This is a genomic window from Ottowia thiooxydans (genome assembly GCF_040548795.1).
Lineage (GTDB): Bacteria > Pseudomonadota > Gammaproteobacteria > Burkholderiales > Burkholderiaceae_C > Ottowia > Ottowia thiooxydans_A.
On the sequence record NZ_JBEPSH010000005.1, the window covers coordinates 1 to 21,688 of the forward strand.

Genomic DNA, 21,688 nt, shown 5'->3' on the forward strand with positions numbered 1-21,688 from the left:
GAGCCTGATGCCGGCACCAGCACCACAGACATCAAGACCTTTGCCCGCCGCGAGGGAGACCGCTACATCGTCAACGGGCGCAAGGTGTGGATCTCCACCGCTCAGGTGGCCAACAAGATCTTGCTGGTCACCCGTACGGCACCCAAATCAGAAGGCAAGAAACCCACCGATGGCATCACGCTGTTCTACACGGACTTGGACCGCAGCCGCATCGATGTCCGAGAGATAGAGAAGATGGGCCGCAACGCGGTGGATTCGAATGAGCTGTTCATCGACAACCTGGAAGTGCCAGTAGAAGACCGCATAGGCGAAGAAGGCAAGGGCTTCAAGTACCTGCTGCATGGGTTGAATGCAGAGCGCATTGTGGTGGCCGCTGGGCTGCTCGGTGGAACGCGCAGCGTGCTGGATCGGGCGGTGAAATATGCCAAGGAACGTGTGGTGTTTGGCCGGCCCATTGGGATGAACCAGGCGGTGCAACACCCCCTGGCAGAGATCTGGGCGCGGTTGACGGCGGCTGAGCTCACGGTGTGGGCCGCAGCCACGCTGTACGACCAGGACCTGCCTTGCGCTGCGGAGGTCAACGCCGGCAAGTACCTGTCCGCTGAACTCTTCTTCGATGCCTGCACAAGGGCGGTTCGGGTACACGGTGGCTATGGCCAAGCCAAGGAATACCACGTCGAGCGCTACTTCCGTGAGTCTGTGAATCCCCTGGTGGCGCCGGTCAGTCAGGAGCTGGTTCTTTGCCACATTGCTGAATCCATGCTGGGATTGCCCAAGTCTTATTGATCTTAGGGAGATTGGCAATGTTCAAAGATTCACTATGTCCTATCTACTTTCTTGAGGGATCTACCCAATGGCTGTACTGCTGAAGGCCGGAATGAAGACCCTGGCGGTCAATGCCGTGGGCGACTACGGAGGCTCGGTCGTCCGTTACATGATCGAGTCCGGCACCAACATCGTCGCCCACGTGGCACCGGGGCGAGAAGAAGCCACTATCGACGGTTTGCCACGCTTCTCGTCCATGAGAGCCGCCGTAGAAGCCACCGGCGCCGTGGCGGCCGCCATCTACACGCCCCCAGGTGGTGTGCGTGATGCCTTGCTTGAGGCTGCTTCCTGCGGATTGCAGCTGGTCTTCACGGCTGCCGAATTCGTGCCGGTGCACGACGTGGCCTATGCCATGGCTGAAGCCCGTGAACGAGGCATGTGGGTGGTCGGGCCCAACTCGCTGGGCATCGCTTCGCCAGGACAGGCCATCATCGGCGCCGTGCCGCGCGACTTTGTTCGTCGCGGCAAGATTGGCATGATTGGCCGCAGCGGCACTTTGACCTTGAACTTGTGCCGTCTTCTGACCACGGCTGGTTTTGGCCAGAGCACCATCGTCCATACCGGAGGTGATGTCATTTGCGGCCGCAATCCCCACGAATGGTTACAGCAATTCCTGGACGATCCCGAAACCGAGGCCATCCTCTATTCCGGTGAACCTGGTGGAACCAAAGAGTACGCCATGCTGGACCTGATAGCCAGTGCGCGCAAGCCCGTCATCGGATTAATGGTCGGCAGGTACGCGCCGCGTGGCAAGGTGATGGGACACGCCGGTGCGCTCATTGGCGGCGACCGTGACACCGCCGCTGCCAAGGCAGATGCAATGCAAGCAGCGGGTGCGCATGTGGTGCGGTCTCCTCTTGATCTGGCGCCGTTGCTCAAGGAAATAGCGCCCGCGCTCATGGAACAAGCAGAGGAGGTGCCTGCATGAATCTTGTTGAATTCGAAGCCAAGGGCCTGTTGCGACGAGCAGGATTGCCGGTGCCCCCTGCACAGCTGCTAAGGCCTGATGACCCGATCCCTATGGACAGAGCGTGCGTAGTCAAGGCTCAGGTCCCGTTTGGCGGCCGCGGTAAGCAAGGTCTGGTGACCTGGGCCGCCGCCGATCAGGTGCAAGCTCGGGTCTCGGAGATTCGCCAGCGCATGCGAGAGCTCAAATTTGAACCCGTTCTGCTGCTGGAAGATCCGCTGGAAGTGGCGCAAGAGACCTATCTAGCCTGGCGCATTGACGATGTCGGACAGTGCTACGTCTGCTCGTTCTCGCTCCATGGGGGCGTAGAAATCGAGAATCACGCAGACGGCTTGCACGAACTTCGTTTTGATCCTCGGCAGATCCCAGGCGCGCATGATTTTCTTGAGTTCTTTGAAAGCTGCGGCGTCAAAGGGCGAGCCCTGGCTTCGCTCTCGCGCTTTGCAGCAAGCAGTTGGCGTGCCTTCATTCAAAACGATGCGCACCTGGTGGAAATCAACCCGTTGGCCATCACCCGCCAGGGCGACGTGATCGCCTTGGACGCCAAGATCGTGTTGGATGACAACGCAGACGCTCGCCACCTGGACTGGAGCGAGCTTCACTCGGCCAGCCTCACCTCGGCTGGGCTGACCGATCTTGAGCAGCGGGCCCAACGCGCGGGCCTGACATTCCTGGAGCTTGAAGGCGATACCGCCGTGGTCTCCGGCGGCGCTGGCCTTGGCATGGCGCTGCTGGACATGCTGGGCGATGCAGGAATGCCCGCCGCCAACTTCGTGGACACCTCGGGCGGTAGTGCCGCTTCAGTTTACGCAGCGCGCACGCAGATCGTGTTCGAGCGTGCCCAGCGCGATGACGTCAAGGCCATCCTGCTGTACCTGACCGTATCTGCCAGCAACATCGCTCGCCATGTGCGGACTTTGCTGGAGATCCTGGATCGGCATCCACCACCCAAACCCATGGTCATCGGCATCTTGTGCGCAGGCGCTGCCGAGCGTGAAATGACCTTCCAGCAGGCTCAAGCTTTGTTTGCCGAGCGCGGGTTCCCATGTGCTCGTGACCTCAAAGGGGTCATGGCTGCACTGGTTGAACTGAGAAAAAAGCACGGTTGAACACCGTCCAAACCGATTCATTTGATTTTGAAGCAGAGAGACGCCATGACCGACAACAACGAACTCATCATCGATCGCCAAGGACCGGTCCTCCGGTTGACCATCAATCGCCCGCATCGCCGTAACGCCTTCACTAGCCCGCTTTTGCTGGCGATGGCCCAGGCTGTACGCGATAGTGCAGAGGACGACGACCTGCGCGTGATTGTGATCACTGGGGCTGGAGACAAAGCTTTCTCAGCCGGCGCTGATCTCACGCCGGGCGACACCCCTTTCAAACCCAACGCCGCCATGCTGGAAACTCCGCTGGGCGTACTCGCTCGCGTGGTGCGCGAATGCCGGGTTCCGGTCGTTGGACGAGTCAACGGCTTTTGCCTGGCAGGTGGCATGGGCTTGTTCGGCCTTTGCGACTTGGTGGTCGCTACCGAAGATGCGACCTTCGGCATGCCGGAAGTCAAGCGTGGCCTCTTTCCCATGCAGATCCTGACGCAGTTGAGAGATCTCATTCCCCCTCGCCTGATGAACGAGATGTGCATGACGGGCGAGCCGATTGACGCGCGCACGGCCATGGCGGCGGGCCTCTTGAACAGGGTCGTGCCAGCCGATCAACTGGACGCCACAGTCGACGCTTTGGTGGCCAGCCTCGTCGCCGCGTCGCCTATGGCCATACGCCGTGGCAAGTACGCGATGCGGGCGGTAGAAGGCATGACCTTCGATCAGATGATGGCCTTCACGGAAACCGCGCGTGCGCCCATGATCCAGACGGAAGACGCCAAGGAAGGCCGCGCCGCTTTCAACGAAAAGCGCGCACCGCGGTGGACCAATCGGTAAGTGACCGCCCGCACCATGAAGTCTTCAGCATCGGTATTCGCATCTCATCGAATCTACGCCGGCGAAGGAAGTTTGCAGCAACTGCAAGCGGAAGTCCGCAGGGTGGGTGCTTCCAGGGTGGCTGTCCTATGTGGCCGGTCGTTAGCTGCCCATCCCACGGCGCTCGGCCTTGTGCAGCAGGCATTGGGAGAAGCCTATGTGGGCGTTTTCGACAAGGTACAAGCGCACAGCCCTTCCCAAAGCGTCGTACAGGCCGCTGATTGGTTGCGAGATCATGGTGCCGATGCCGTCTTGGCTTTGGGCGGCGGCTCAGCCATTGTCACTGCACGCGCAGCCAGCATCGTGCTTGCCGAAGGGGGGCTTCCCAGGGAATTGGCAACACACAGAGATGAGTCAGGGCGGCTCGTGAGCCCCAGGCTGTTGAAGAACAAGATTCCCATCTTTGTCTTGCCAACGACGCCGACCACGGCAACGCCCAAGACCGGCAGTGCCGTCCATGATGAGCAGACTGGCGATAGGCTGGCCTTGTTCGATCCCAAGACGCGCGCCACTTGCATCATTATCGAGCCCGCGCTATTGGCCACTGCGCCCGACGACTTATTCCTCTCAGCCAGCCTCAACACCCTGGCCATGGCCATCAGCGGCCTGGAGGCTGATCATGACAATGATCTTTCAGAGGCCTTGTTGCGTCACACCGTTGAGATGGTGGCAACGCATCTTCCCCACTTGCAGCGCGACCCAGGCTCATTCGACCTGCGACAGCGTCTCGTGCACGCATCAATACTGTGTGGGCAGGGTACAGATCTGACTGGCGGCGGCGTGGTCACTGCGGTCAGCCATAGCCTGGGGCCGGAGTCCGATGTGGCCAATGGCATCATCAACGCGATCTTGCTACCGCACGCCATGCGCTTCAATGCACAGGTGGTGCCGCATCGGTACGAACGTATAGTGGCGCCATTGCGGTTCTGGGTGCCTGCTGTGCAGCAAAGCGCGGCTGAGTCAGCCATTGCTGCTGTAGAAGCTCTCTTGCGGACCCTGGGCACACCTTCGACGTTGAGAGATACGGGTGTGAAACCAGAGCGTTTCGAGTCGCTTGCGGCACACGCCATGAATGACTGGTCGCTTAAAAACAATCCAAGGCAGGTCCAGGATGCCGACATCGTGGCGCTGTTGCGCGCGGCCTGGTAGTTTTCAGAAAGAGTTCAGATGAGTGTCCTTGACTCTCTTTCCCTTACTCGGATCCCATCGGAAGATGAAGCGCTGCGCGCAGAAGTACGCGACTTTCTCTCCCAGGCCATCCGGCAATGGCCTGCCCATGTCAGGGCGCGTTCATGGGGCGGCTACAGCAATGAGCTGAGTCGCCAGATCGGCGCCAAGGGATGGATTGGAATCACTTTACCCAAAGCCTATGGGGGTGGTGGCCGCAGCGCCTTTGCTCGCTACGTCTTGGTAGAGGAGTTTCTGGCCACAGGCGCACCAGTGGGCTCGCATTGGATCGCCGATCGCCAAAGCGGGCCCCTCATCCTCAAGTACGGTACCGAGGATCAAAAGCAGTTCTATCTGCCTCGCATATGCCGCGCAGAAGCATTCTTCTGCATAGGCATGAGTGAACCCAATTCAGGCTCCGACCTGGCAAGCGTGAAGACGCGGGCAGTATCTAATGACAACGGCTTTCTGCTGAACGGCCAGAAGATCTGGACCACCAACGCCCATCACTCTCATTACATGATTGCGCTGGTCCGTACCTCCGGCGAAGCGTCCGACCGGCACAAAGGACTGTCCCAGGTGATTGTGGACCTGTCGCTCCCGGGCGTGACCGTGCGTCCTATTGTGGATCTTTCCGGAGACAGCCATTTTTGCGAAGTCTTCTTTGAAAACGTGCAACTCGCGCCGGAGGCGCTCATCGGAACGGAAGGGCAGGGCTGGGAGCAAGTGATGTCAGAGCTTGCTTTTGAGCGCAGTGGACCCGAGCGAATTTTCTCCAGCATCGTGCTTTTCGATGAATGGTTGGCTTGGGTGCGCACTTCAGAAGGTCGAAGCGACAGTGCGTTGCGCCTGGCCGGACGCATCTTCACGGAACTGGCGCCGCTGCGCGCGATGTCCATTTCCGTGCAAGAAAAATTGACCCGTGGTGAGAGCCCTGTCGTTGAGGCTGCCCTGGTCAAGGAGTTAGGCACCACCTTGGAGCAGTTCATTCCTTCGGCCATTGCTGATGACCTTGCAGGGCGAGGCAACACCGATGTGCCGCTGGAATTGCTGCGAACCTTGAACTACACCACAGAGGTAGCGCCCTCGTTCTCGCTGCGAGGCGGTACACGTGACATCCTGCGCGGCATGATCGCCCGTGGCCTGGGCTTGCGCTGATCGCGGTGGACAGGAGTGATGGAAATGCATGAAGATCTGTTCGCCGACGCTGTCGATCAACTGCTGAGGGACCACTGCAGCCCTCAGGTGGTGCGCAACATAGAGGCCGGCCAGTCGGCCCAGGCGCTGTGGACTCAACTGGAGAATGCTGGTTTTGCCGATGCCATGGTGGCAGAGTCGGGCGGCGGGGCTGCCATGGGCCTTTCTCAGGTGTACGGCGTGTGGTCGCTGTGCGGCTCGCACGCCTTGCCCGTGCCGCTGGCAGAAACCATGGTGGCACGTGGGCTGCTGTCTCTGGCGGGTGTGACCCCTCCTGCCGGCCCCATTGCCTTGGCAGAAGGCCGCGTCATGCAAGACGGCACGCTGACTTGCGCCGTAGTTCGGTCAGGAAAGGTGGCGCACACCGTGCTGGTTCAGCATCAAGCGGGGTGGCAACTTCTCCCTATGTCTCAGGCGGATTCAGAGCCTGCCGCCTTTTGCCTGGACACGCGCTCTCATTGGGCTTCCGCGCAGGTCTCCAACGCCCCGTCTCTGGAACTTGCCCTGCCGGATATGCTCGATCTGCGAACCCTGCAAGCTTGCTTGACCGCAGCTCAGCTCGCCGGAGGGCTTATGCAGACTTTTGAGCGCACCTTGAACTATGCCAATGATCGAACTCAGTTTGGTCGGCCCATCGGCAAGTTCCAAGCGATCCAGCACCAACTGGCTGTCATGAGCGAGCATGTCTTTGCTGCCCGTATGGCCGCACAACTGGGTTGTGCAGGTCATGGCATGTTCCCTGACCGATTGCGCGTGGCCGTGGCCAAGGCGCGCTGCAGTCAGGCGGCGCTGCTGGTGGCCAAATCAAGCCACGCTATCCATGGCGCCATCGGCTTTACTGAAGAATACGATCTTCAACTGATGACTCGGCGCCTGCACGCCTGGAGGCAGACTGCAGGTTCCGAGTCTTATTGGCATGCCGTGGCCGGCACGGCGCTTGTAGATGCGCACCCGGCTTGTACCCTTGATCTTCTGCGCGCAACCACAGATGTCGCTAGCGCGTGTTGACGCCCTCATTGATTGGAGAAAACTTTCATGGCCTTTTTGAATATTCAACGCGACGGCGCCGTTCTCACGCTCACCATGAGCCAGCCAGAAACGCGCAACGCCCTCACGGGCAACACGGCAGCCGAAGAGTTCGTCCAGGTCTGCGACGAGGTGCGTCGCGACCCTTCTGTCAAAGCCATCATCCTCACGGCCGAGGGACCGGTATTCAGTTCCGGTGGCAATGTGAAGGACATGCGTCGCTTCTTTGATGAAACCTTGACACCCGATGCCATTCGGGAAGAGTACCGCCAGGGCATCCAGCGTATTCCGCGCGCCCTGTACAACCTGGATGTCCCAACCATTTGCGCCGTCAACGGGCCAGCCATTGGTGCAGGCCTGGATCTTGTGTGCATGTGCGACATACGAATTGCGAGCGAAGAGGCCAGCTTTGCAGAAAGCTTCGTGCGGGTGGGCATCGTCCCTGGCGATGGCGGCGCATGGCTGCTTCCAAGAGCGGTAGGCATGGCCAAGGCGAGTGAAATGGCATTCACCGGCGAGGCCATCAATGCCCAGGAGGCCATGAGCTTCGGCTTGGTCAGTCGTGTGGTCGCTGCCAGCGAGCTGCTGCCCACCGCTCGCGCACTGGCTGGCAAGATTGCAGCCAACCCCGGGGCCGTCATGCGCATGACCAAGCGGCTGCTGCGTGAGGGCGAGCACGCGTCTCTGGAGTCGCTGCTGGAGATGTCCGCCGGCTATCAGGCCATTGCCCACAAGACAGCGGATCACCGCGAAGCCGTTACGGCCTTCATAGAAAAACGCTCGCCTCGGTTCAGCTAAAGCGCAGCCGAAGACTGCAAGCTCCTGTGGATTCGGCCCTGTGAAGTCGGCAATCCGTTCGGACTGAGGTTCTATGGGTTTGGTCAAGTAGAAAGTGGCATTTGAACTGCCTAAAACCGTTCCGGCGATTTCCAAGTCCGACAGGCTCCTAGCCATGTAGAATGCCTCGTGGCTGTTTTTATGACCCCCATTTCTTCGATCAACACACTTCAGTGGTGGCGCTTCCAATAGGAAGCGGCATGTCGCTGCGGTGCAGACCGCAACCTTGTCGCCGTACCGGTGGGCAAGGTCTGAGACTTTCCGGCACGGCGGCTCCAACCTCATGGAGGATGTCCAATGCCCTTGATCCCATCACATCTGGTAGCTTGCCTTTCCTCTCAGAATGGGCGTTGGCGTACGCGCGTCATTTGCCATTGGAGTCACGCCAACGCCGTGATCCCGTTCAAAATTCTTGAAATCAAAGAGGTGGATCTATGAAGCTCCTCATGCTCGACAATTACGACAGCTTTACCTACAACATCGTCCAGTACTTTGGAGAATTGGGCGCTGAAGTCGAAGTTTTTCGCAACGACGAAATCACGCTTGAAGGCATTGCTGAGCGCAAGCCTGATCGCCTGGTCATCTCGCCTGGCCCGTGTTCGCCCGCAGAGGCAGGCATCTCGGTCGCCGCCATCCAGCACTTCGCCGGCAAGCTGCCTATCCTGGGTGTCTGCCTCGGGCACCAGTCGATTGGTGCTGCTTTCGGTGGCAATATCATCCGTGCGCAGGAATTGATGCACGGCAAGACCAGCGTCATCACCACCAAGCAAAAGGGCGTTTTTGCGGGGCTTCCTGAGCAGTTCACGGTGAACCGTTACCACTCACTCTCCATCGAGCGCAGCACGATCCCCAAAGAGTTGGAGATCACCGCCTGGACGGATGACGGTGAAATCATGGGCGTGCGGCACCAGTCGCTGGACGTGGAAGGGGTGCAGTTCCACCCCGAAAGCATCCTGACAGAGCATGGACATGCCATGTTGAAGAACTTTCTGGTACGGGCGGCCTGACCGTCGCCTTCAGTCCGTCTTCTCCATCCACCCCACTTCTTCCCAGAACGCCCAGGTTCGGTGCAGTCGGGCCAGTGGCGCACTCTTCACCCCAAGTTGAATCGAGACAAAGAATGATCACCGCTCAGGAAGCGCTCCAGCGCACCATAGAACACCGCGAAATATTCCATGACGAAATGCTGCATTTGATGCGGCTGATCATGAAGGGCGAAATCTCCCCCCTCATGATTGCGGCCATCACCACGGGCTTGCGCGTCAAGAAAGAGACCATTGGTGAGATCACTGCGGCCGCGCAGGTGATGCGAGAGTTGTCTCTCAAGGTCCATGTTCAAGATCCCACCAACCTGCTTGACATCGTCGGCACGGGGGGAGATGGCTCACACACCTTCAATATCAGCACCTGCTCCATGTTTGTGGCGGCGGCCGGTGGTGCACGCTGCGCCAAGCATGGCGGGCGCAGCGTCTCCAGCAAATCAGGCAGTGCCGACGTTCTGGAATCACTGGGCGTCAATATCAATCTCAAGCCGGAGCAAATTGCCCAAAGCATTGCTGAAACCGGCATGGGTTTCATGTTTGCGCCCAATCATCATCCCGCCATGAAAAACGTAGCGCCGGTCCGCAAAGAGATGGGCGTGAAGACTTTCTTCAACATTCTTGGTCCACTGACCAATCCGGCCGGGGCACCCAACATCCTGATGGGCGTGTTTCACCCCGATCTGGTCGGCATTCAGGTGCGTGCCCTGCAGCGACTGGGCGCAGAGCATGCGGTGGTCGTGTATGGCAGAGACGGCATGGACGAGGTCAGCCTCGGCTCGGCCACTGCCGTGGGCGAGCTGAAAAACGGGGAAATCAGCGAATATGAAATCCACCCTGAAGACTTTGGTTTGCAGATGGTCAGCAACCGTGCATTGAAGGTCGAGACACCGGAGCAGTCCATGGCCATGCTCAAGGGTGTGCTGGACGGCCAGCCTGGCGCGCCTCGCGATATCGTTCTCTTGAACGCCGGTGTCGCGCTGTATGCGGCAGGCGTGGTGAGCACGATGAAGGACGGCGTGGTGCGCGCACGTGAGGCCATCGATTCAGGTGCTGCCCGTGGCAAGCTGGACAGCCTGGCAGCCTTCAGCGTCAGAATGGCCGCTTGATGCGCCCCGCCAACTTTTTGAACATCCAGAGCGCGAGCAGTCAGCTGGCGCGGAAAGCTATTGAAAAATGAGTGACATCCTCGACAAGATCGTCGCCGTCAAACGCGAAGAAGTCGCTGCGGGCCTGAAAGTGAAGTCGCTCGCTGCCATGCGCGAAGACGCTGAAAGCCGTGTGCTCACGCGTGACTTCATCGGGGCTCTGCGTGCCAAACTAGCGGCGGGCGAAGCTGCCGTCATCGCGGAGATCAAGAAAGCCAGCCCCAGCAAAGGTGTGATCCGTGAGGACTTCATCCCTGCGGACATCGCGCAGAGCTACGCGTTTGGTGACGGCAAGACCAGTGCAGCCTGCCTTTCGGTGCTGACGGACCGGCAGTTTTTCCAGGGCAGCATCGACTACCTCAAGCAAGCGCGCGCCAGTTGCGCACTCCCTGTGTTGCGCAAGGATTTCATGATCGACCCCTATCAGGTCTATGAAGCGCGCGTCATGGGGGCAGACTGCATTCTCCTCATTGCCGCAAGCCTTGGCGATGAGCAGATGGCTGAGCTGGAGGCCATCGCTCATGGCCTGGATATGGCGGTCCTTGTAGAAGTTCATGACCAAGCTGAACTGCATAGAGCTTTGAAGCTCAAGACGCCATTGGTCGGTATCAACAACCGCAATCTGCGGACCTTCGAAGTCTCGCTGGACACCACCTTGAGCCTGCTGGCGGAAGTCCCGTCTGATCGACTCCTGGTCACCGAAAGTGGTATTGCCACCGCGGCAGACGTTCAACGTCTTCGTGAGGCTGGTGTGCATGCATTTCTGGTGGGTGAGACCTTCATGCGTGCACCTGAGCCGGGTGAAGCACTGGCCGAGCTGTTTCGCTGATGCCGGCAACTGATCGTCAGCGCGCAGCGCAGACGGGTTCACTTTTTAACGACACGCCTGCTGGTCCGAACTGCCTGCGCGACTGGCCCGTGGGCATGGGTCAAGTGGCCTCAGGCTGGCAGCCCGTGCTGAACCAATTCCTGCAGAGCGAAGCCGGTCAGCGTCTGGATGAGTTCTTGAAGACGCGCGTGGCGGCGGGTGCTTGCATTTACCCTCCCACGCCTTTGCGCGCATTGACACTCACGCCTCCTGAAGCTGTTCGGGTGGTCATTCTGGGCCAGGACCCCTATCACGGGCCCGGCCAAGCCAACGGACTGGCATTCGATGTAGGCCCGGGCATCAAATTTCCTCCCAGCTTGCGCAATATCCACAAGGAATTGGCGCTTGAATATGGTCGGCCGCCCCAGACCGATGGCTTGCTTGAGCACTGGGCACGTCAAGGCGTTCTGCTGCTCAACACCTGCTTGACGGTAGAAGATGGCCAGCCCGCCAGCCATGCCAAACTGGGTTGGCAAACCTTGACCACCGCTATTTTCGATCAGTTGGTTGAAAGTGAGCGCCCGCTTGTGTTCATGCTCTGGGGCTCCCATGCGCAAGCCAAGGCCCCCGAAAATCTCAAGCTGGCAACAGCAGCAGATATCGCTGGCTCGCCCCAGCGCATGGGCGGGCAAAGAGCCCATTTGTGGTTGATGGCCAACCACCCTTCGCCGCTCTCAGCCTTGCGGCCTCCTGTACCATTCATGGGTTGCGATCACTTCAAACGCGCCAACGATTTCCTCGCCGCAAACGGCCAAATCACCATTGATTGGCTGGGCGAAAAAGAAATTTTTGGTAACGGTCATAAAGTGGTGGCATAATCCTGAGTTCTTCGCCGGAGAGGTGGCCGAGTGGTTAATGGCAGCAGACTGTAAATCTGCCCTCTTACGAGTACGCTGGTTCGAATCCAGCCCTCTCCACCAGCGAAATTGAGAAAGCCGGCTTGCCGGTCGACTGAAGTTGAAAGCCTGTTCGCAGGTTGGCAGCAAGAGTGTTTGGGAAGCTTTTTCCGAGCAAAAGAATCTTGCGCAGGGTTTGGGTAAGTCCGTGTCAGTTGTTGAGCGGGTCCTTGCTTTCCTTGTGGAGCCTTTTGCGGGAGTAGTTCAATGGTAGAACCTTAGCCTTCCAAGCTAATGACGCGGGTTCGATTCCCGTCTCCCGCTCCAGTTGGTCTCAAGTTGGTAAAGCGATTATTGCCCTTGTGGCTCAGTGGTAGAGCACTCCCTTGGTAAGGGAGAGGTCGCGGGTCCGATTCCCGCCAAGGGCACCAGATTTGCCGAGGCATGTGCATCCGGCTATCGTTTTTGATGTTCGGTTTATTTTTTCGGAGTCGAAGAAATGGGAAAAGAGAAATTCGAGCGGACGAAACCGCACGTGAACGTGGGCACGATTGGTCACGTTGACCATGGTAAGACAACGCTGACAGCGGCCATTGCGACTGTGCTGTCCAAGAAATTTGGCGGCGAAGCCAAAGCGTATGACCAGATTGACGCAGCGCCAGAAGAAAAAGCGCGCGGCATCACGATCAACACAGCGCACGTTGAGTACGAAACGGCTAACCGCCACTACGCTCACGTGGACTGCCCAGGTCACGCTGACTACGTTAAAAACATGATTACCGGCGCTGCCCAGATGGACGGCGCTATCTTGGTCTGCTCGGCCGCTGACGGCCCTATGCCCCAAACGCGTGAGCACATTCTGCTGTCGCGTCAGGTTGGCGTGCCTTACATCATCGTTTTCCTGAACAAGGCAGACATGGTGGACGACGCTGAACTGCTCGAGCTGGTCGAGATGGAAGTGCGCGAGCTGCTGTCCAAGTACGAATTCCCTGGCGATGACACCCCCATCATCAAAGGCTCTGCCAAGCTGGCCCTCGAAGGCGACACTGGCGAGCTGGGTGAAGAGGCCATCATGAAGCTGGCTGAAGCGCTGGACACCTACATTCCTACGCCTGAGCGTGCGATTGACGGTGCCTTCCTGATGCCAGTGGAAGACGTGTTCTCCATCTCTGGCCGCGGCACTGTGGTGACTGGCCGTATCGAGCGCGGTATTGTCAAAGTCGGCGAAGAAATCGAAATCGTCGGTATCAAGAACACCCAGAAGACCACTTGCACGGGCGTGGAAATGTTCCGCAAGCTGCTCGACCAAGGTCAAGCAGGCGACAACGTGGGTATCTTGCTGCGCGGCACCAAGCGTGAAGACGTCGAGCGCGGCCAAGTGCTGTGCAAGCCAGGCTCCATCAAGCCACACACGCACTTCACAGGTGAAGTGTATGTACTGAGCAAAGATGAAGGTGGCCGTCACACGCCTTTCTTCAACAACTACCGTCCTCAGTTCTACTTCCGTACAACAGACGTGACCGGCTCCATCGAGCTGCCAGAAGGCAAAGAGATGGTCATGCCTGGCGACAACGTGAGCATCACCGTCAAGCTGATCGCTCCTATCGCCATGGAAGAAGGTCTGCGCTTTGCTATCCGTGAAGGTGGCCGTACCGTTGGCGCCGGCGTGGTTGCAAAAATCATTGCCTGATAGGTAAGAGAGTATCAGTAGGGGTATAGCTCAATTGGCAGAGCGTCGGTCTCCAAAACCGAAGGTTGTAGGTTCGATTCCTACTGCCCCTGCCACCTAAAAGTGGCCCTTTCAAGCCCGCCGATCACTCGGTGGGCTTATGTGTTAAGAGCGGTAAGGACTTGTTATGCGGTGGGAGGTGTCTCCCGGGGTGAGATTTCTCGCCCAAATGGCTTCAAGTCTTTTCCTTGTGTTTTGAGCCCCGTCCGACGGGGGTCCAGCGAAGAATTCGCCCAATATGGCTAGCACTCAAGTTGAAACCGTCACCCCAGGCGCCGATAAGGTTCGTCTTGGTTTGGCGGTGCTTTTGGTTATAGGTGCGCTGGTCGCGTTCTATATGTTGGCCAAGCAGGGGCCGGTTGCTCAATGGGTTTCGCTCATTGCGGGCTTGGTGTTGGCTGCGATCGTGTTTCTCACGTCAGAGTCGGGTAAGCGCTTGATCGCTTTTGGCCGTGACTCCTGGCGCGAAGTCCAGAAAGTGGTTTGGCCCACGCGCAAAGAAGCGCTGCAGACAACCGCTTTCGTGTTCGTCTTTGCTGTGGTCATGGCACTGTTTCTCTGGTTCACAGATAAAACGCTTGAATGGGTCTTGTACGACCTCGTTCTGGGCTGGAGGCAATAATGTCAGATTCCGTTTCGCAACTTCCTCCAAGCACCTCCGACAACCCTGATCTGAAGTGGTATGTCGTCCATGCCTATTCGGGCATGGAAAAGGCCGTTGAGCGCAACATCATTGAGCGCATCAACCGCGCTGGCATGCAGTCCAAATTTGGCCGCATCATGGTCCCCACTGAAGAAGTGGTTGAGATCAAGAACGGCCAGAAGCGCACGACCGAACGTAAATTCTTCCCTGGCTATGTGCTGGTGGAAATGGTCATGGATGACGAAAGCTGGCACTTGGTGAAACACACCAATAAGGTGACCGGTTTCGTGGGTGGCGCCAAGAACCGCCCTGCGCCTATTTCTGAAGATGACGTGATGAAGATCGTCAATCAGATGCAGGAAGGTACTGAGAAGCCTCGTCACAAGGTCGAATTCGAAGTCGGCGAATACGTTCGCGTCAAGGAAGGTCCTTTCACCGATTTCAATGGAACGGTCGAAGAGGTCAACTACGAGAAAAGCAAGGTGCGTGTCTCGGTGACCATTTTCGGTCGCGCTACGCCGGTCGAATTGGAGTTTGCTCAGGTCGAAAAAACCTGATCCAGCTTCCTGTTGTTTTTAGGTCCCCTGCGTTTTCAAGACTCTGCGCAGGGTGATTGTTTCAAAGAGTCGAAACCCCGGGGAGTTTGGGTCATAAGCCTGAACGTTCGTACCCGCAAGGAGTAAAGCATGGCGAAGAAAATCGTCGGCTTCATCAAGCTGCAAGTGCCAGCTGGTAAGGCCAACCCATCCCCACCCATCGGCCCAGCCCTGGGTCAGCGCGGTCTGAACATCATGGAGTTCTGCAAGGCGTTCAACGCTCAGACTCAAGGTGTTGAGCCTGGTCTGCCATTGCCTGTGGTGATCACGGCTTTCGCAGACAAGAGCTTCACTTTCGTCATCAAAACGCCTCCTGCTGCTGTTTTGATCAAGAAAGCCATCAAGCTTGACAAAGGTTCGTCCAAGCCGAACTCTGACAAGGTTGGCAAGATTACTCGCGCACAGCTCGAAGAAATCGCCAAAACCAAAATGAAGGACATGACAGCTGCCGATCTGGACGCTGCTGTTCGTACGATTGCTGGTTCCGCTCGCTCCATGGGCGTGACTGTGGAGGGTGTGTAAATGGCCAAGTTGACCAAAAAACAAAAGACCCAAGAAGGCAAGATCGATAGCACCAAGCTCTACGCTCTGACAGACGCTCTGGCTTTGGTCAAAGAGTTTGCCAATGCCAAGTTCGATGAATCCATCGACGTGGCTGTGCAGCTGGGCATTGATGCCAAGAAATCCGACCAGGTTGTTCGTGGCGCCGTCGTGCTGCCCAACGGCACTGGCAAGACCAAGCGTGTCGCGGTTTTCGCACAGGGTGCCAAGGCTGAAGAAGCCAAAGCCGCTGGCGCCGACATCGTGGGCATGGACGATCTGGCTGCTCAAGTCAAAGCAGGCGACATGCCTTTTGACGTCGTGATCGCTGCCCCTGACGCCATGCGCGTGGTGGGTACGCTGGGCCAGATTCTGGGTCCTCGCGGTTTGATGCCTAACCCCAAGGTTGGCACCGTGACGCCTGATGTCGCCACAGCTGTGAAGAACGCCAAGGCAGGTCAGGTGCAGTTCCGTGTCGACAAGGCCGGTATTGTGCATGGCACCATTGGTCTGCGTTCGTTCGAATCCGACAAGCTGCAGGGCAACCTGGCTGCGTTGATCGACGCACTGAACAAAGCAAAACCTGCTACCAGCAAAGGTGTGTACCTGCGCAAGGTAGCAGTGTCGAGCACGATGGGTGTGGGCGTTCGCGTCGACACGCAAACCATCGCCGCTTGATGAGAAATGCGGGTGAGGGCTTTCGCAAGATAGCCCTCACCTGACGTGGTGGGCTGCCGCTTTTCTAACCAGAAGTGGCAGGCCATCCAAGACCGCTGGCGTATGGTGCAAGCTGTACTTAATTGCTCTGAATTTCAGAGTGGCCAGCGCAGATGGCGAACCCGCTGAAAAGGTTAAACCTAAACAGTTGGTCGCTGCAAGAAAGGCGCGTTCTGGAGGTGAGGCGATTTTTGCCAATCTGAAAGACGCATTTGAAGGAGTAGACCTTGAGTCTGAATCGCAGTGAGAAAGAAGCGGTCATCGAAGACGTGACCAGCCTCGCCGCAAAAGCTCAAACGCTCGTGATCGCGGAATACCGCGGCATCACGGTCGCTGACATGACCAAACTGCGCTCCGATGCGCGCAGCAAAGGTGTGGCCCTGAGTGTGTTGAAAAACACACTGGCTCGCCGTGCTGTCGCCGGTAGTTCATTTGAAGTTGTCTCCGACCAGATGACCGGCCCGCTGATTTATGGCTTCTCTGAAGACGCTATTGCCGCCGCGAAAGTGGTGGCAGATTTCGCGAAAACCAATGACAAATTGGTCATTCGCGCTGGCGTATTCGGCGGCAAAGCCCTGAATCCAAACGACGTGAAGCAACTGGCTAATATTCCTTCCAAGGAAGTGTTGTTGGCACAGATTTGTGGCTTGCTTATGTCGCCAATTTCCCGCACCGCAGTTGTGCTGGGCGCGCTGGCGGCAAAAAAAGGCGAAGGCGAACCCGCAGCAGCTGCTTAAAGCAAGCGCGGCAACCCTCAATCAATTGTTTTAGGAAAATTTATCATGGCATTCGATAAAGACGCATTTTTGACCGCGCTGGACAGCATGACGGTCTTGGAACTCAACGACCTGGTGAAAGCCATCGAAGAGAAATTTGGCGTGAGCGCAGCTGCTATGGCTGCTCCTGCTGCTGGTGGTGGCGGTGCTGCTGCTGCTGCTGAAGAGAAAACCGAGTTCACCGTGCAACTGCTGGAAGCCGGCGCGAACAAAGTTTCCGTCATTAAAGCTGTGCGCGAAATCACTGGTCTGGGCCTCAAAGAAGCCAAAGACCTGGTTGACGGTGCTCCAAAGCCAGTCAAAGAAGGCATCTCCAAGGCCGACGCCGAAACCGCCAAGAAAAAGCTCGAAGAAGCTGGCGCGAAAGTCGAACTCAAGTAATTCACTTGAAAGCAGCGCAGCCTCCTATCAATCATTCATTGACCTGGGATTTTGCGCTGCGAAGGCTGGCCTGAGAAGGCCAGCCTTCAGCTCTTTCAGAGCACACCTGAAAACGGCCCTACAAGACGGTTTTCAAGTGTCTTCTGACTCGACTGCAGAAGGCGACTTGGTTCGGACCGCGTGCAATGCGTGGTCGTCCGCCATCGGCTGGTAGTGGCCAGCCACCAAGCAACGCAAGCTTCTAACGGAGCGTGCTGTCCCCAGTCGCCAGATGTCCAGGACTCATCCTCTTTGCCCGGAGATTACATGGCCTACTCATTTACCGAACGTAAACGCATCCGCAAGAGCTTTGGAAGCCGCGATAGCGTACTCGAAGTGCCTTACCTGCTGCAAATGCAGAAAGACGCCTATACCGCCTTCCTGCAGTCGGGCACGGCACCCAAAAAGCGCACACATGACGGCCTGCAAGCCGCATTCGAATCCGCGTTCCCCATCGTTTCGCACAACGGCTTCGTGGAAATGAAGTTCGTTGAGTACAACCTGGCCAAACCCGCATTCGACGTGCGCGAATGCCAAACGCGCGGCTTGACGTTCTCGTCTGCCGTGCGCGCTCGCGTGCAGCTCATCATTTATGACCGCGAGTCATCCACTTCCCAGTCCAAAGTGGTCAAGGAAGTGAAAGAGCAAGAGGTCTACATGGGCGAAGTGCCCCTGATGACCGACAAAGGCTCATTCATCGTCAACGGCACTGAGCGCGTGATCGTCAGCCAGTTGCACCGTTCCCCAGGCGTGTTCTTTGAACACGACAAGGGAAAGACCCACAGTTCGGGCAAGCTGCTGTTCTCGGCACGCATCATCCCTTACCGCGGCTCCTGGCTGGACTTCGAATTCGATCCCAAAGACATTCTGTTCTTCCGGGTCGATCGTCGCCGCAAGATGCCCGTCACGATTCTGCTCAAGGCCATTGGCCTGAACCCTGAATCCATCCTGGCGAACTTCTTCGTCAACGACAACTTCCGCTTGATGGACAGCGGCGCGCAGATGGAATTCATCGCCGACCGTCTCAAAGGCGAAGTGGCGCGTTTCGACATCACAGACAAGTCTGGCGCCGTGGTGGTGGCCAAGGACAAGCGCATCACAGCACGTCACACACGTGAGATGGAGCAATCAGGCACCACGCACATCAGCGTGCCTGAAGACTTCCTGGTGGGCCGTGTGGTCGCCAAGAACGTGGTCGACGGCGACACTGGCGAAATCATCGCCAAGGCCAACGACGAGCTGACCGAAGCGCTGCTGAAGAAGCTGCGTGAAGCCGGCGTGCAAGACCTGCAGTGCATCTACACGAACGAACTGGACCAAGGCGCGTACATCTCGCAGACCCTGCGTGCTGACGAGACGGTGGACGAATTCGCAGCCCGCGTGGCCATCTACCGCATGATGCGCCCTGGCGAGCCGCCAACAGAAGACGCCGTGCAAGCTCTGTTCCAGCGCTTGTTCTACAACCCCGACACCTACGATCTCTCACGCGTGGGCCGCATGAAGTTCAACGCCAAGGTCGGCCGCGACGATTCGACCGGCCCCATGGTGTTGACCAACGACGACATCCTGGCCGTGGTCAAGATCCTCGTCGAATTGCGTAACGGCCGTGGTGAAGTCGATGACATCGACCATCTGGGCAACCGCCGTGTGCGTTGCGTGGGCGAGCTGGCAGAAAACCAGTACCGCACAGGTTTGGCACGTATCGAAAAGGCCGTGAAAGAGCGGCTGGGCCAGGCAGAGCAAGAGCCTCTGATGCCTCACGACCTCATCAACAGCAAGCCTATCTCGGCCGCTTTGAAAGAGTTCTTCGGCGCGTCTCAGCTCAGCCAGTTCATGGACCAGACCAACCCTCTGGCCGAAATCACCCACAAGCGCCGTGTATCGGCTCTTGGCCCGGGCGGTTTGACACGCGAGCGCGCAGGCTTCGAAGTGCGTGACGTTCACGTCACCCACTACGGCCGCGTCTGCCCAATTGAAACACCTGAAGGTCCCAACATCGGCCTGATCAACTCGTTGGCTCTCTATGCCCGGTTGAACGAATACGGCTTCATCGAAACACCGTATCGCCGTGTGAACGAAGGCAAGGTCTCTAACGAGATCGATTACCTGTCTGCCATCGAAGAAGGCAAATATGTGATCGCTCAGGCCAACGCCACACTCGACAAAGATGGCAACCTGACTGGTGACCTGGTCTCCGCCCGTGAAAAAGGCGATTCCATCCTCGTCGGCGCAGAGCGCGTCCAATACATGGACGTGTCTCCAGCACAGATCGTCTCCGTGGCGGCATCCCTGGTGCCATTCCTGGAGCACGACGATGCGAACCGCGCGTTGATGGGCGCCAACATGTCGCGTCAGGCCGTGCCTGTTCTCCGTCCGGAAAAGCCCATGGTCGGCACCGGCATCGAGCGCGTGGCCGCGGTGGACTCCGGCACGGTGGTCACCGCTAGCCGCGGCGGCGTGGTCGACTACGTCGATGCCACCCGTATCGTGATTCGCGTCAACGACGGCGAAGCAGTTGCCGGTGAAGTGGGTGTGGACATCTACAACCTCATCAAATACCAGCGCTCGAACCAGAACACCAACATCAGTCAACGTCCTATCGTCAAGAAGGGCGACAAGCTGAGCAAAGGCGACGTGATCGCTGACGGTGCTTCCACCGATCTGGGTGAGATCGCCATCGGCCAGAACATGCTGATCGCGTTCATGCCTTGGAACGGCTACAACTTCGAAGACTCGATCCTGATCAGCGAGCGCGTGGTGGCAGATGACCGCTACACCTCCATTCACATCGAAGAACTGGTTGTGATGGCGCGTGACACCAAACTGGGTGCTGAGGAAATCACACGTGATATCCCGAACCTGGCCGAGCAGCAGCTCAACCGCCTCGACGAATCCGGCATCATCTATGTTGGCGCAGAAGTGCAGCCTGGCGACACGCTGGTCGGCAAGGTCACACCCAAGGGTGAGACCACGCTGACACCTGAAGAAAAACTGCTCCGCGCGATCTTCGGTGAAAAAGCCTCCGACGTGAAAGACACCTCGCTGCGCGTGGACCAGGGCTCGCAAGGCACGGTCATCGACGTTCAGGTCTTCACGCGTGAAGGCATTCAGCGCGACAAGCGTGCACAGCAGATCATCGACGATGAACTCAAGCGCTTCCGCCTGGACCTGAACGACCAGTTGCGTATCGTTGAGGCAGATGCGTTCGACCGCATCGAGAAGCTCCTGAACGGCAAAGCCGCCAACGGTGGCCCGAACCGCATCGCCAAAGGCACAAAAATCGACAAGGCCTACCTGGCTTCCGTCGACAAGTACCACTGGTTCGACATCCGTCCAGCAGAAGACGACGTTGCCGCGCAACTGGAAAGCATCAAGGCTTCCATTGAACAGCAGCGCCACAGCTTCGACCTCGCATTCGAAGAAAAGCGCAAGAAATTGACGCAAGGCGACGAATTGCCAGCCGGCGTGCTGAAAATGGTCAAGGTCTACCTGGCTGTCAAGCGCCGCTTGCAACCTGGTGACAAGATGGCCGGCCGCCACGGTAACAAAGGTGTGGTGTCCAAGATCGTTCCGGTCGAAGACATGCCTCACATGGCAGACGGCACACCAGCCGACATCGTGCTGAACCCATTGGGCGTTCCTTCACGGATGAACGTGGGTCAGGTGCTTGAGGTTCACCTGGGCTGGGCAGGCAAGGGCATTGGTCATCGCATCAATGGCATGCTGCAGGCTGAGGGCCGCGTTGCCAAGTTGCGTGAGTTCATGGAAGAGCTCTACAACAGCACTGGCCGCAAGGAAGACCTGGGCAATCTGAGCGACGAGCAGATCCTCGAAATGGCAGGCAACCTGTCCAACGGTGTTCCGTTTGCAACGCCTGTGTTCGACGGCGCTTCCGAAGAAGAAATCCGCACTATGCTGAAACTGGCATATCCGGACGACATCGCCCAAGCCAAGGGCCTGACTGCTACACGCACACAAGCCAACTTGTTTGATGGCCGTACTGGCGAGGCGTTTGAACGCCCCACCACTGTGGGCTACATGCACTTCTTGAAACTCCACCACTTGGTCGACGACAAGATGCACGCACGCTCCACCGGACCGTACTCTCTCGTTACGCAGCAACCTCTGGGCGGTAAGGCTCAGTTCGGTGGCCAGCGTTTCGGGGAGATGGAAGTGTGGGCACTGGAAGCCTATGGCGCTTCCTACACGCTGCAGGAAATGCTCACCGTCAAGTCAGACGACGTGCAAGGCCGTACCAAGGTGTACGAAAGCATTGTCAAGGGCGAACACTCGATCGAAGCGGGCATGCCCGAATCGTTCAACGTGCTGGTCAAGGAAATCCGCTCCCTCGGTCTCGACATCGAGCTCGAGCGTTCTTAA

At 58.0% G+C, this 21,688-nt stretch carries 20 protein-coding genes and 4 tRNA genes; all 24 read left to right on the forward strand.

What is annotated here, in order from left to right; all coding sequences use genetic code 11:
- Positions 1 to 786: acyl-CoA dehydrogenase family protein (locus ABIE13_RS12120; RefSeq protein ID WP_354443721.1), on the forward strand; the 786-nt coding region annotated here is incomplete at its 5' end.
- A gap of 67 nt (positions 787 to 853) precedes the next feature.
- Positions 854 to 1,753: a succinate--CoA ligase subunit alpha gene (locus ABIE13_RS12125; RefSeq protein WP_354443723.1), complete on the forward strand. Its 900-nt coding sequence runs from the start codon at positions 854 to 856 to the stop codon at positions 1,751 to 1,753.
- The gene (locus ABIE13_RS12130; protein WP_354443725.1) at positions 1,750 to 2,901 is read left to right on the forward strand and encodes an ATP-grasp domain-containing protein; all 1,152 of its coding nucleotides are present in this window, start codon (positions 1,750 to 1,752) and stop codon (positions 2,899 to 2,901) included. The genes ABIE13_RS12125 and ABIE13_RS12130 overlap by 4 nt, the downstream gene beginning before the upstream one ends.
- Positions 2,902 to 2,946: 45 nt before the next feature.
- On the forward strand, positions 2,947 to 3,729 hold the full coding sequence (locus ABIE13_RS12135; RefSeq protein ID WP_354443727.1) for an enoyl-CoA hydratase-related protein: 783 nt from the start codon (positions 2,947 to 2,949) through the stop codon (positions 3,727 to 3,729).
- A 15-nt stretch (positions 3,730 to 3,744) separates the two neighbouring features.
- Entirely contained in the window at positions 3,745 to 4,917 is a 1,173-nt protein-coding gene (locus tag ABIE13_RS12140) for an iron-containing alcohol dehydrogenase family protein (protein ID WP_354443729.1), read from the forward strand.
- An 18-nt stretch (positions 4,918 to 4,935) separates the two neighbouring features.
- Positions 4,936 to 6,093, forward strand: coding sequence for an acyl-CoA dehydrogenase family protein (locus tag ABIE13_RS12145; RefSeq protein WP_354443731.1), 1,158 nt, complete (start codon positions 4,936 to 4,938; stop codon positions 6,091 to 6,093).
- A 24-nt stretch (positions 6,094 to 6,117) separates the two neighbouring features.
- The gene (locus ABIE13_RS12150) at positions 6,118 to 7,140 is read left to right on the forward strand and encodes an acyl-CoA dehydrogenase family protein (protein WP_354443733.1); all 1,023 of its coding nucleotides are present in this window, start codon (positions 6,118 to 6,120) and stop codon (positions 7,138 to 7,140) included.
- 27 nt (positions 7,141 to 7,167) lie between these two features.
- On the forward strand, positions 7,168 to 7,956 hold the full coding sequence (locus ABIE13_RS12155; RefSeq protein ID WP_354443735.1) for a crotonase/enoyl-CoA hydratase family protein: 789 nt from the start codon (positions 7,168 to 7,170) through the stop codon (positions 7,954 to 7,956).
- Between the two features lie 473 nt (positions 7,957 to 8,429).
- Complete coding sequence (locus ABIE13_RS12160) at positions 8,430 to 9,002, forward strand: aminodeoxychorismate/anthranilate synthase component II (protein ID WP_354443737.1); 573 nt, start codon at positions 8,430 to 8,432, stop codon at positions 9,000 to 9,002.
- A 113-nt stretch (positions 9,003 to 9,115) separates the two neighbouring features.
- Entirely contained in the window at positions 9,116 to 10,144 is a 1,029-nt protein-coding gene (gene trpD / locus ABIE13_RS12165) for an anthranilate phosphoribosyltransferase (protein ID WP_354443739.1), read from the forward strand.
- A gap of 67 nt (positions 10,145 to 10,211) precedes the next feature.
- The gene (gene trpC, locus ABIE13_RS12170) at positions 10,212 to 11,012 is read left to right on the forward strand and encodes an indole-3-glycerol phosphate synthase TrpC (protein ID WP_354443741.1); all 801 of its coding nucleotides are present in this window, start codon (positions 10,212 to 10,214) and stop codon (positions 11,010 to 11,012) included.
- Positions 11,012 to 11,869 carry a uracil-DNA glycosylase gene (locus ABIE13_RS12175; protein ID WP_436278407.1) on the forward strand — a complete coding sequence of 286 codons (858 nt, stop codon included), beginning with the start codon at positions 11,012 to 11,014 and terminating at the stop codon, positions 11,867 to 11,869. Before trpC ends, ABIE13_RS12175 begins: the two co-directional genes overlap by 1 nt.
- A gap of 16 nt (positions 11,870 to 11,885) precedes the next feature.
- Positions 11,886 to 11,971, forward strand: a tRNA-Tyr gene (locus tag ABIE13_RS12180).
- A gap of 169 nt (positions 11,972 to 12,140) precedes the next feature.
- Positions 12,141 to 12,214: transfer RNA gene (locus tag ABIE13_RS12185), tRNA-Gly, on the forward strand.
- Between the two features lie 29 nt (positions 12,215 to 12,243).
- A tRNA-Thr gene (locus ABIE13_RS12190) sits at positions 12,244 to 12,318 on the forward strand.
- A gap of 68 nt (positions 12,319 to 12,386) precedes the next feature.
- Positions 12,387 to 13,577, forward strand: coding sequence for an elongation factor Tu (tuf, locus tag ABIE13_RS12195; RefSeq protein ID WP_354443743.1), 1,191 nt, complete (start codon positions 12,387 to 12,389; stop codon positions 13,575 to 13,577).
- A gap of 19 nt (positions 13,578 to 13,596) precedes the next feature.
- A tRNA-Trp gene (locus ABIE13_RS12200) sits at positions 13,597 to 13,672 on the forward strand.
- 182 nt (positions 13,673 to 13,854) lie between these two features.
- The gene (secE, locus tag ABIE13_RS12205) at positions 13,855 to 14,238 is read left to right on the forward strand and encodes a preprotein translocase subunit SecE (protein WP_354443745.1); all 384 of its coding nucleotides are present in this window, start codon (positions 13,855 to 13,857) and stop codon (positions 14,236 to 14,238) included.
- Complete coding sequence (gene nusG, locus ABIE13_RS12210; protein ID WP_354443747.1) at positions 14,238 to 14,816, forward strand: transcription termination/antitermination protein NusG; 579 nt, start codon at positions 14,238 to 14,240, stop codon at positions 14,814 to 14,816. The genes secE and nusG overlap by 1 nt, the downstream gene beginning before the upstream one ends.
- 129 nt (positions 14,817 to 14,945) lie before the next feature.
- Positions 14,946 to 15,377, forward strand: a complete 432-nt coding sequence (rplK, locus tag ABIE13_RS12215; protein ID WP_354443749.1) for a 50S ribosomal protein L11 — start codon at positions 14,946 to 14,948, stop codon at positions 15,375 to 15,377.
- Positions 15,378 to 16,073, forward strand: a complete 696-nt coding sequence (gene rplA / locus ABIE13_RS12220; protein ID WP_354443751.1) for a 50S ribosomal protein L1 — start codon at positions 15,378 to 15,380, stop codon at positions 16,071 to 16,073.
- Positions 16,074 to 16,339: 266 nt separating this feature from the next.
- On the forward strand, positions 16,340 to 16,849 hold the full coding sequence (gene rplJ, locus ABIE13_RS12225; protein ID WP_354443753.1) for a 50S ribosomal protein L10: 510 nt from the start codon (positions 16,340 to 16,342) through the stop codon (positions 16,847 to 16,849).
- Between the two features lie 45 nt (positions 16,850 to 16,894).
- Positions 16,895 to 17,269, forward strand: a complete 375-nt coding sequence (rplL, locus tag ABIE13_RS12230; RefSeq protein WP_354443755.1) for a 50S ribosomal protein L7/L12 — start codon at positions 16,895 to 16,897, stop codon at positions 17,267 to 17,269.
- Between the two features lie 306 nt (positions 17,270 to 17,575).
- Entirely contained in the window at positions 17,576 to 21,688 is a 4,113-nt protein-coding gene (gene rpoB, locus ABIE13_RS12235) for a DNA-directed RNA polymerase subunit beta (protein ID WP_354443757.1), read from the forward strand.

Bases quoted from the DNA above. Each gene is read 5' to 3' on its own strand.
- trpD (WP_354443739.1), top strand. From the start codon at position 9,116: ATGATCACCGCTCAGGAAGCGCTCCAGCGCACCATAGAACACCGCGAA.
- ABIE13_RS12125 (WP_354443723.1), top strand. From the start codon at position 854: ATGGCTGTACTGCTGAAGGCCGGAATGAAGACCCTGGCGGTCAATGCC.
- ABIE13_RS12175 (WP_436278407.1), top strand. From the start codon at position 11,012: ATGCCGGCAACTGATCGTCAGCGCGCAGCGCAGACGGGTTCACTTTTT.
- ABIE13_RS12160 (WP_354443737.1), top strand. From the start codon at position 8,430: ATGAAGCTCCTCATGCTCGACAATTACGACAGCTTTACCTACAACATC.
- rplL (WP_354443755.1), top strand. From the start codon at position 16,895: ATGGCATTCGATAAAGACGCATTTTTGACCGCGCTGGACAGCATGACG.
- tuf (WP_354443743.1), top strand. From the start codon at position 12,387: ATGGGAAAAGAGAAATTCGAGCGGACGAAACCGCACGTGAACGTGGGC.
- trpC (WP_354443741.1), top strand. From the start codon at position 10,212: ATGAGTGACATCCTCGACAAGATCGTCGCCGTCAAACGCGAAGAAGTC.
- ABIE13_RS12140 (WP_354443729.1), top strand. From the start codon at position 3,745: ATGAAGTCTTCAGCATCGGTATTCGCATCTCATCGAATCTACGCCGGC.
- ABIE13_RS12130 (WP_354443725.1), top strand. From the start codon at position 1,750: ATGAATCTTGTTGAATTCGAAGCCAAGGGCCTGTTGCGACGAGCAGGA.
- ABIE13_RS12135 (WP_354443727.1), top strand. From the start codon at position 2,947: ATGACCGACAACAACGAACTCATCATCGATCGCCAAGGACCGGTCCTC.
- secE (WP_354443745.1), top strand. From the start codon at position 13,855: ATGGCTAGCACTCAAGTTGAAACCGTCACCCCAGGCGCCGATAAGGTT.
- rplA (WP_354443751.1), top strand. From the start codon at position 15,378: ATGGCCAAGTTGACCAAAAAACAAAAGACCCAAGAAGGCAAGATCGAT.
- ABIE13_RS12155 (WP_354443735.1), top strand. From the start codon at position 7,168: ATGGCCTTTTTGAATATTCAACGCGACGGCGCCGTTCTCACGCTCACC.
- nusG (WP_354443747.1), top strand. From the start codon at position 14,238: ATGTCAGATTCCGTTTCGCAACTTCCTCCAAGCACCTCCGACAACCCT.
- ABIE13_RS12145 (WP_354443731.1), top strand. From the start codon at position 4,936: ATGAGTGTCCTTGACTCTCTTTCCCTTACTCGGATCCCATCGGAAGAT.
- rpoB (WP_354443757.1), top strand. From the start codon at position 17,576: ATGGCCTACTCATTTACCGAACGTAAACGCATCCGCAAGAGCTTTGGA.
- rplK (WP_354443749.1), top strand. From the start codon at position 14,946: ATGGCGAAGAAAATCGTCGGCTTCATCAAGCTGCAAGTGCCAGCTGGT.
- ABIE13_RS12150 (WP_354443733.1), top strand. From the start codon at position 6,118: ATGCATGAAGATCTGTTCGCCGACGCTGTCGATCAACTGCTGAGGGAC.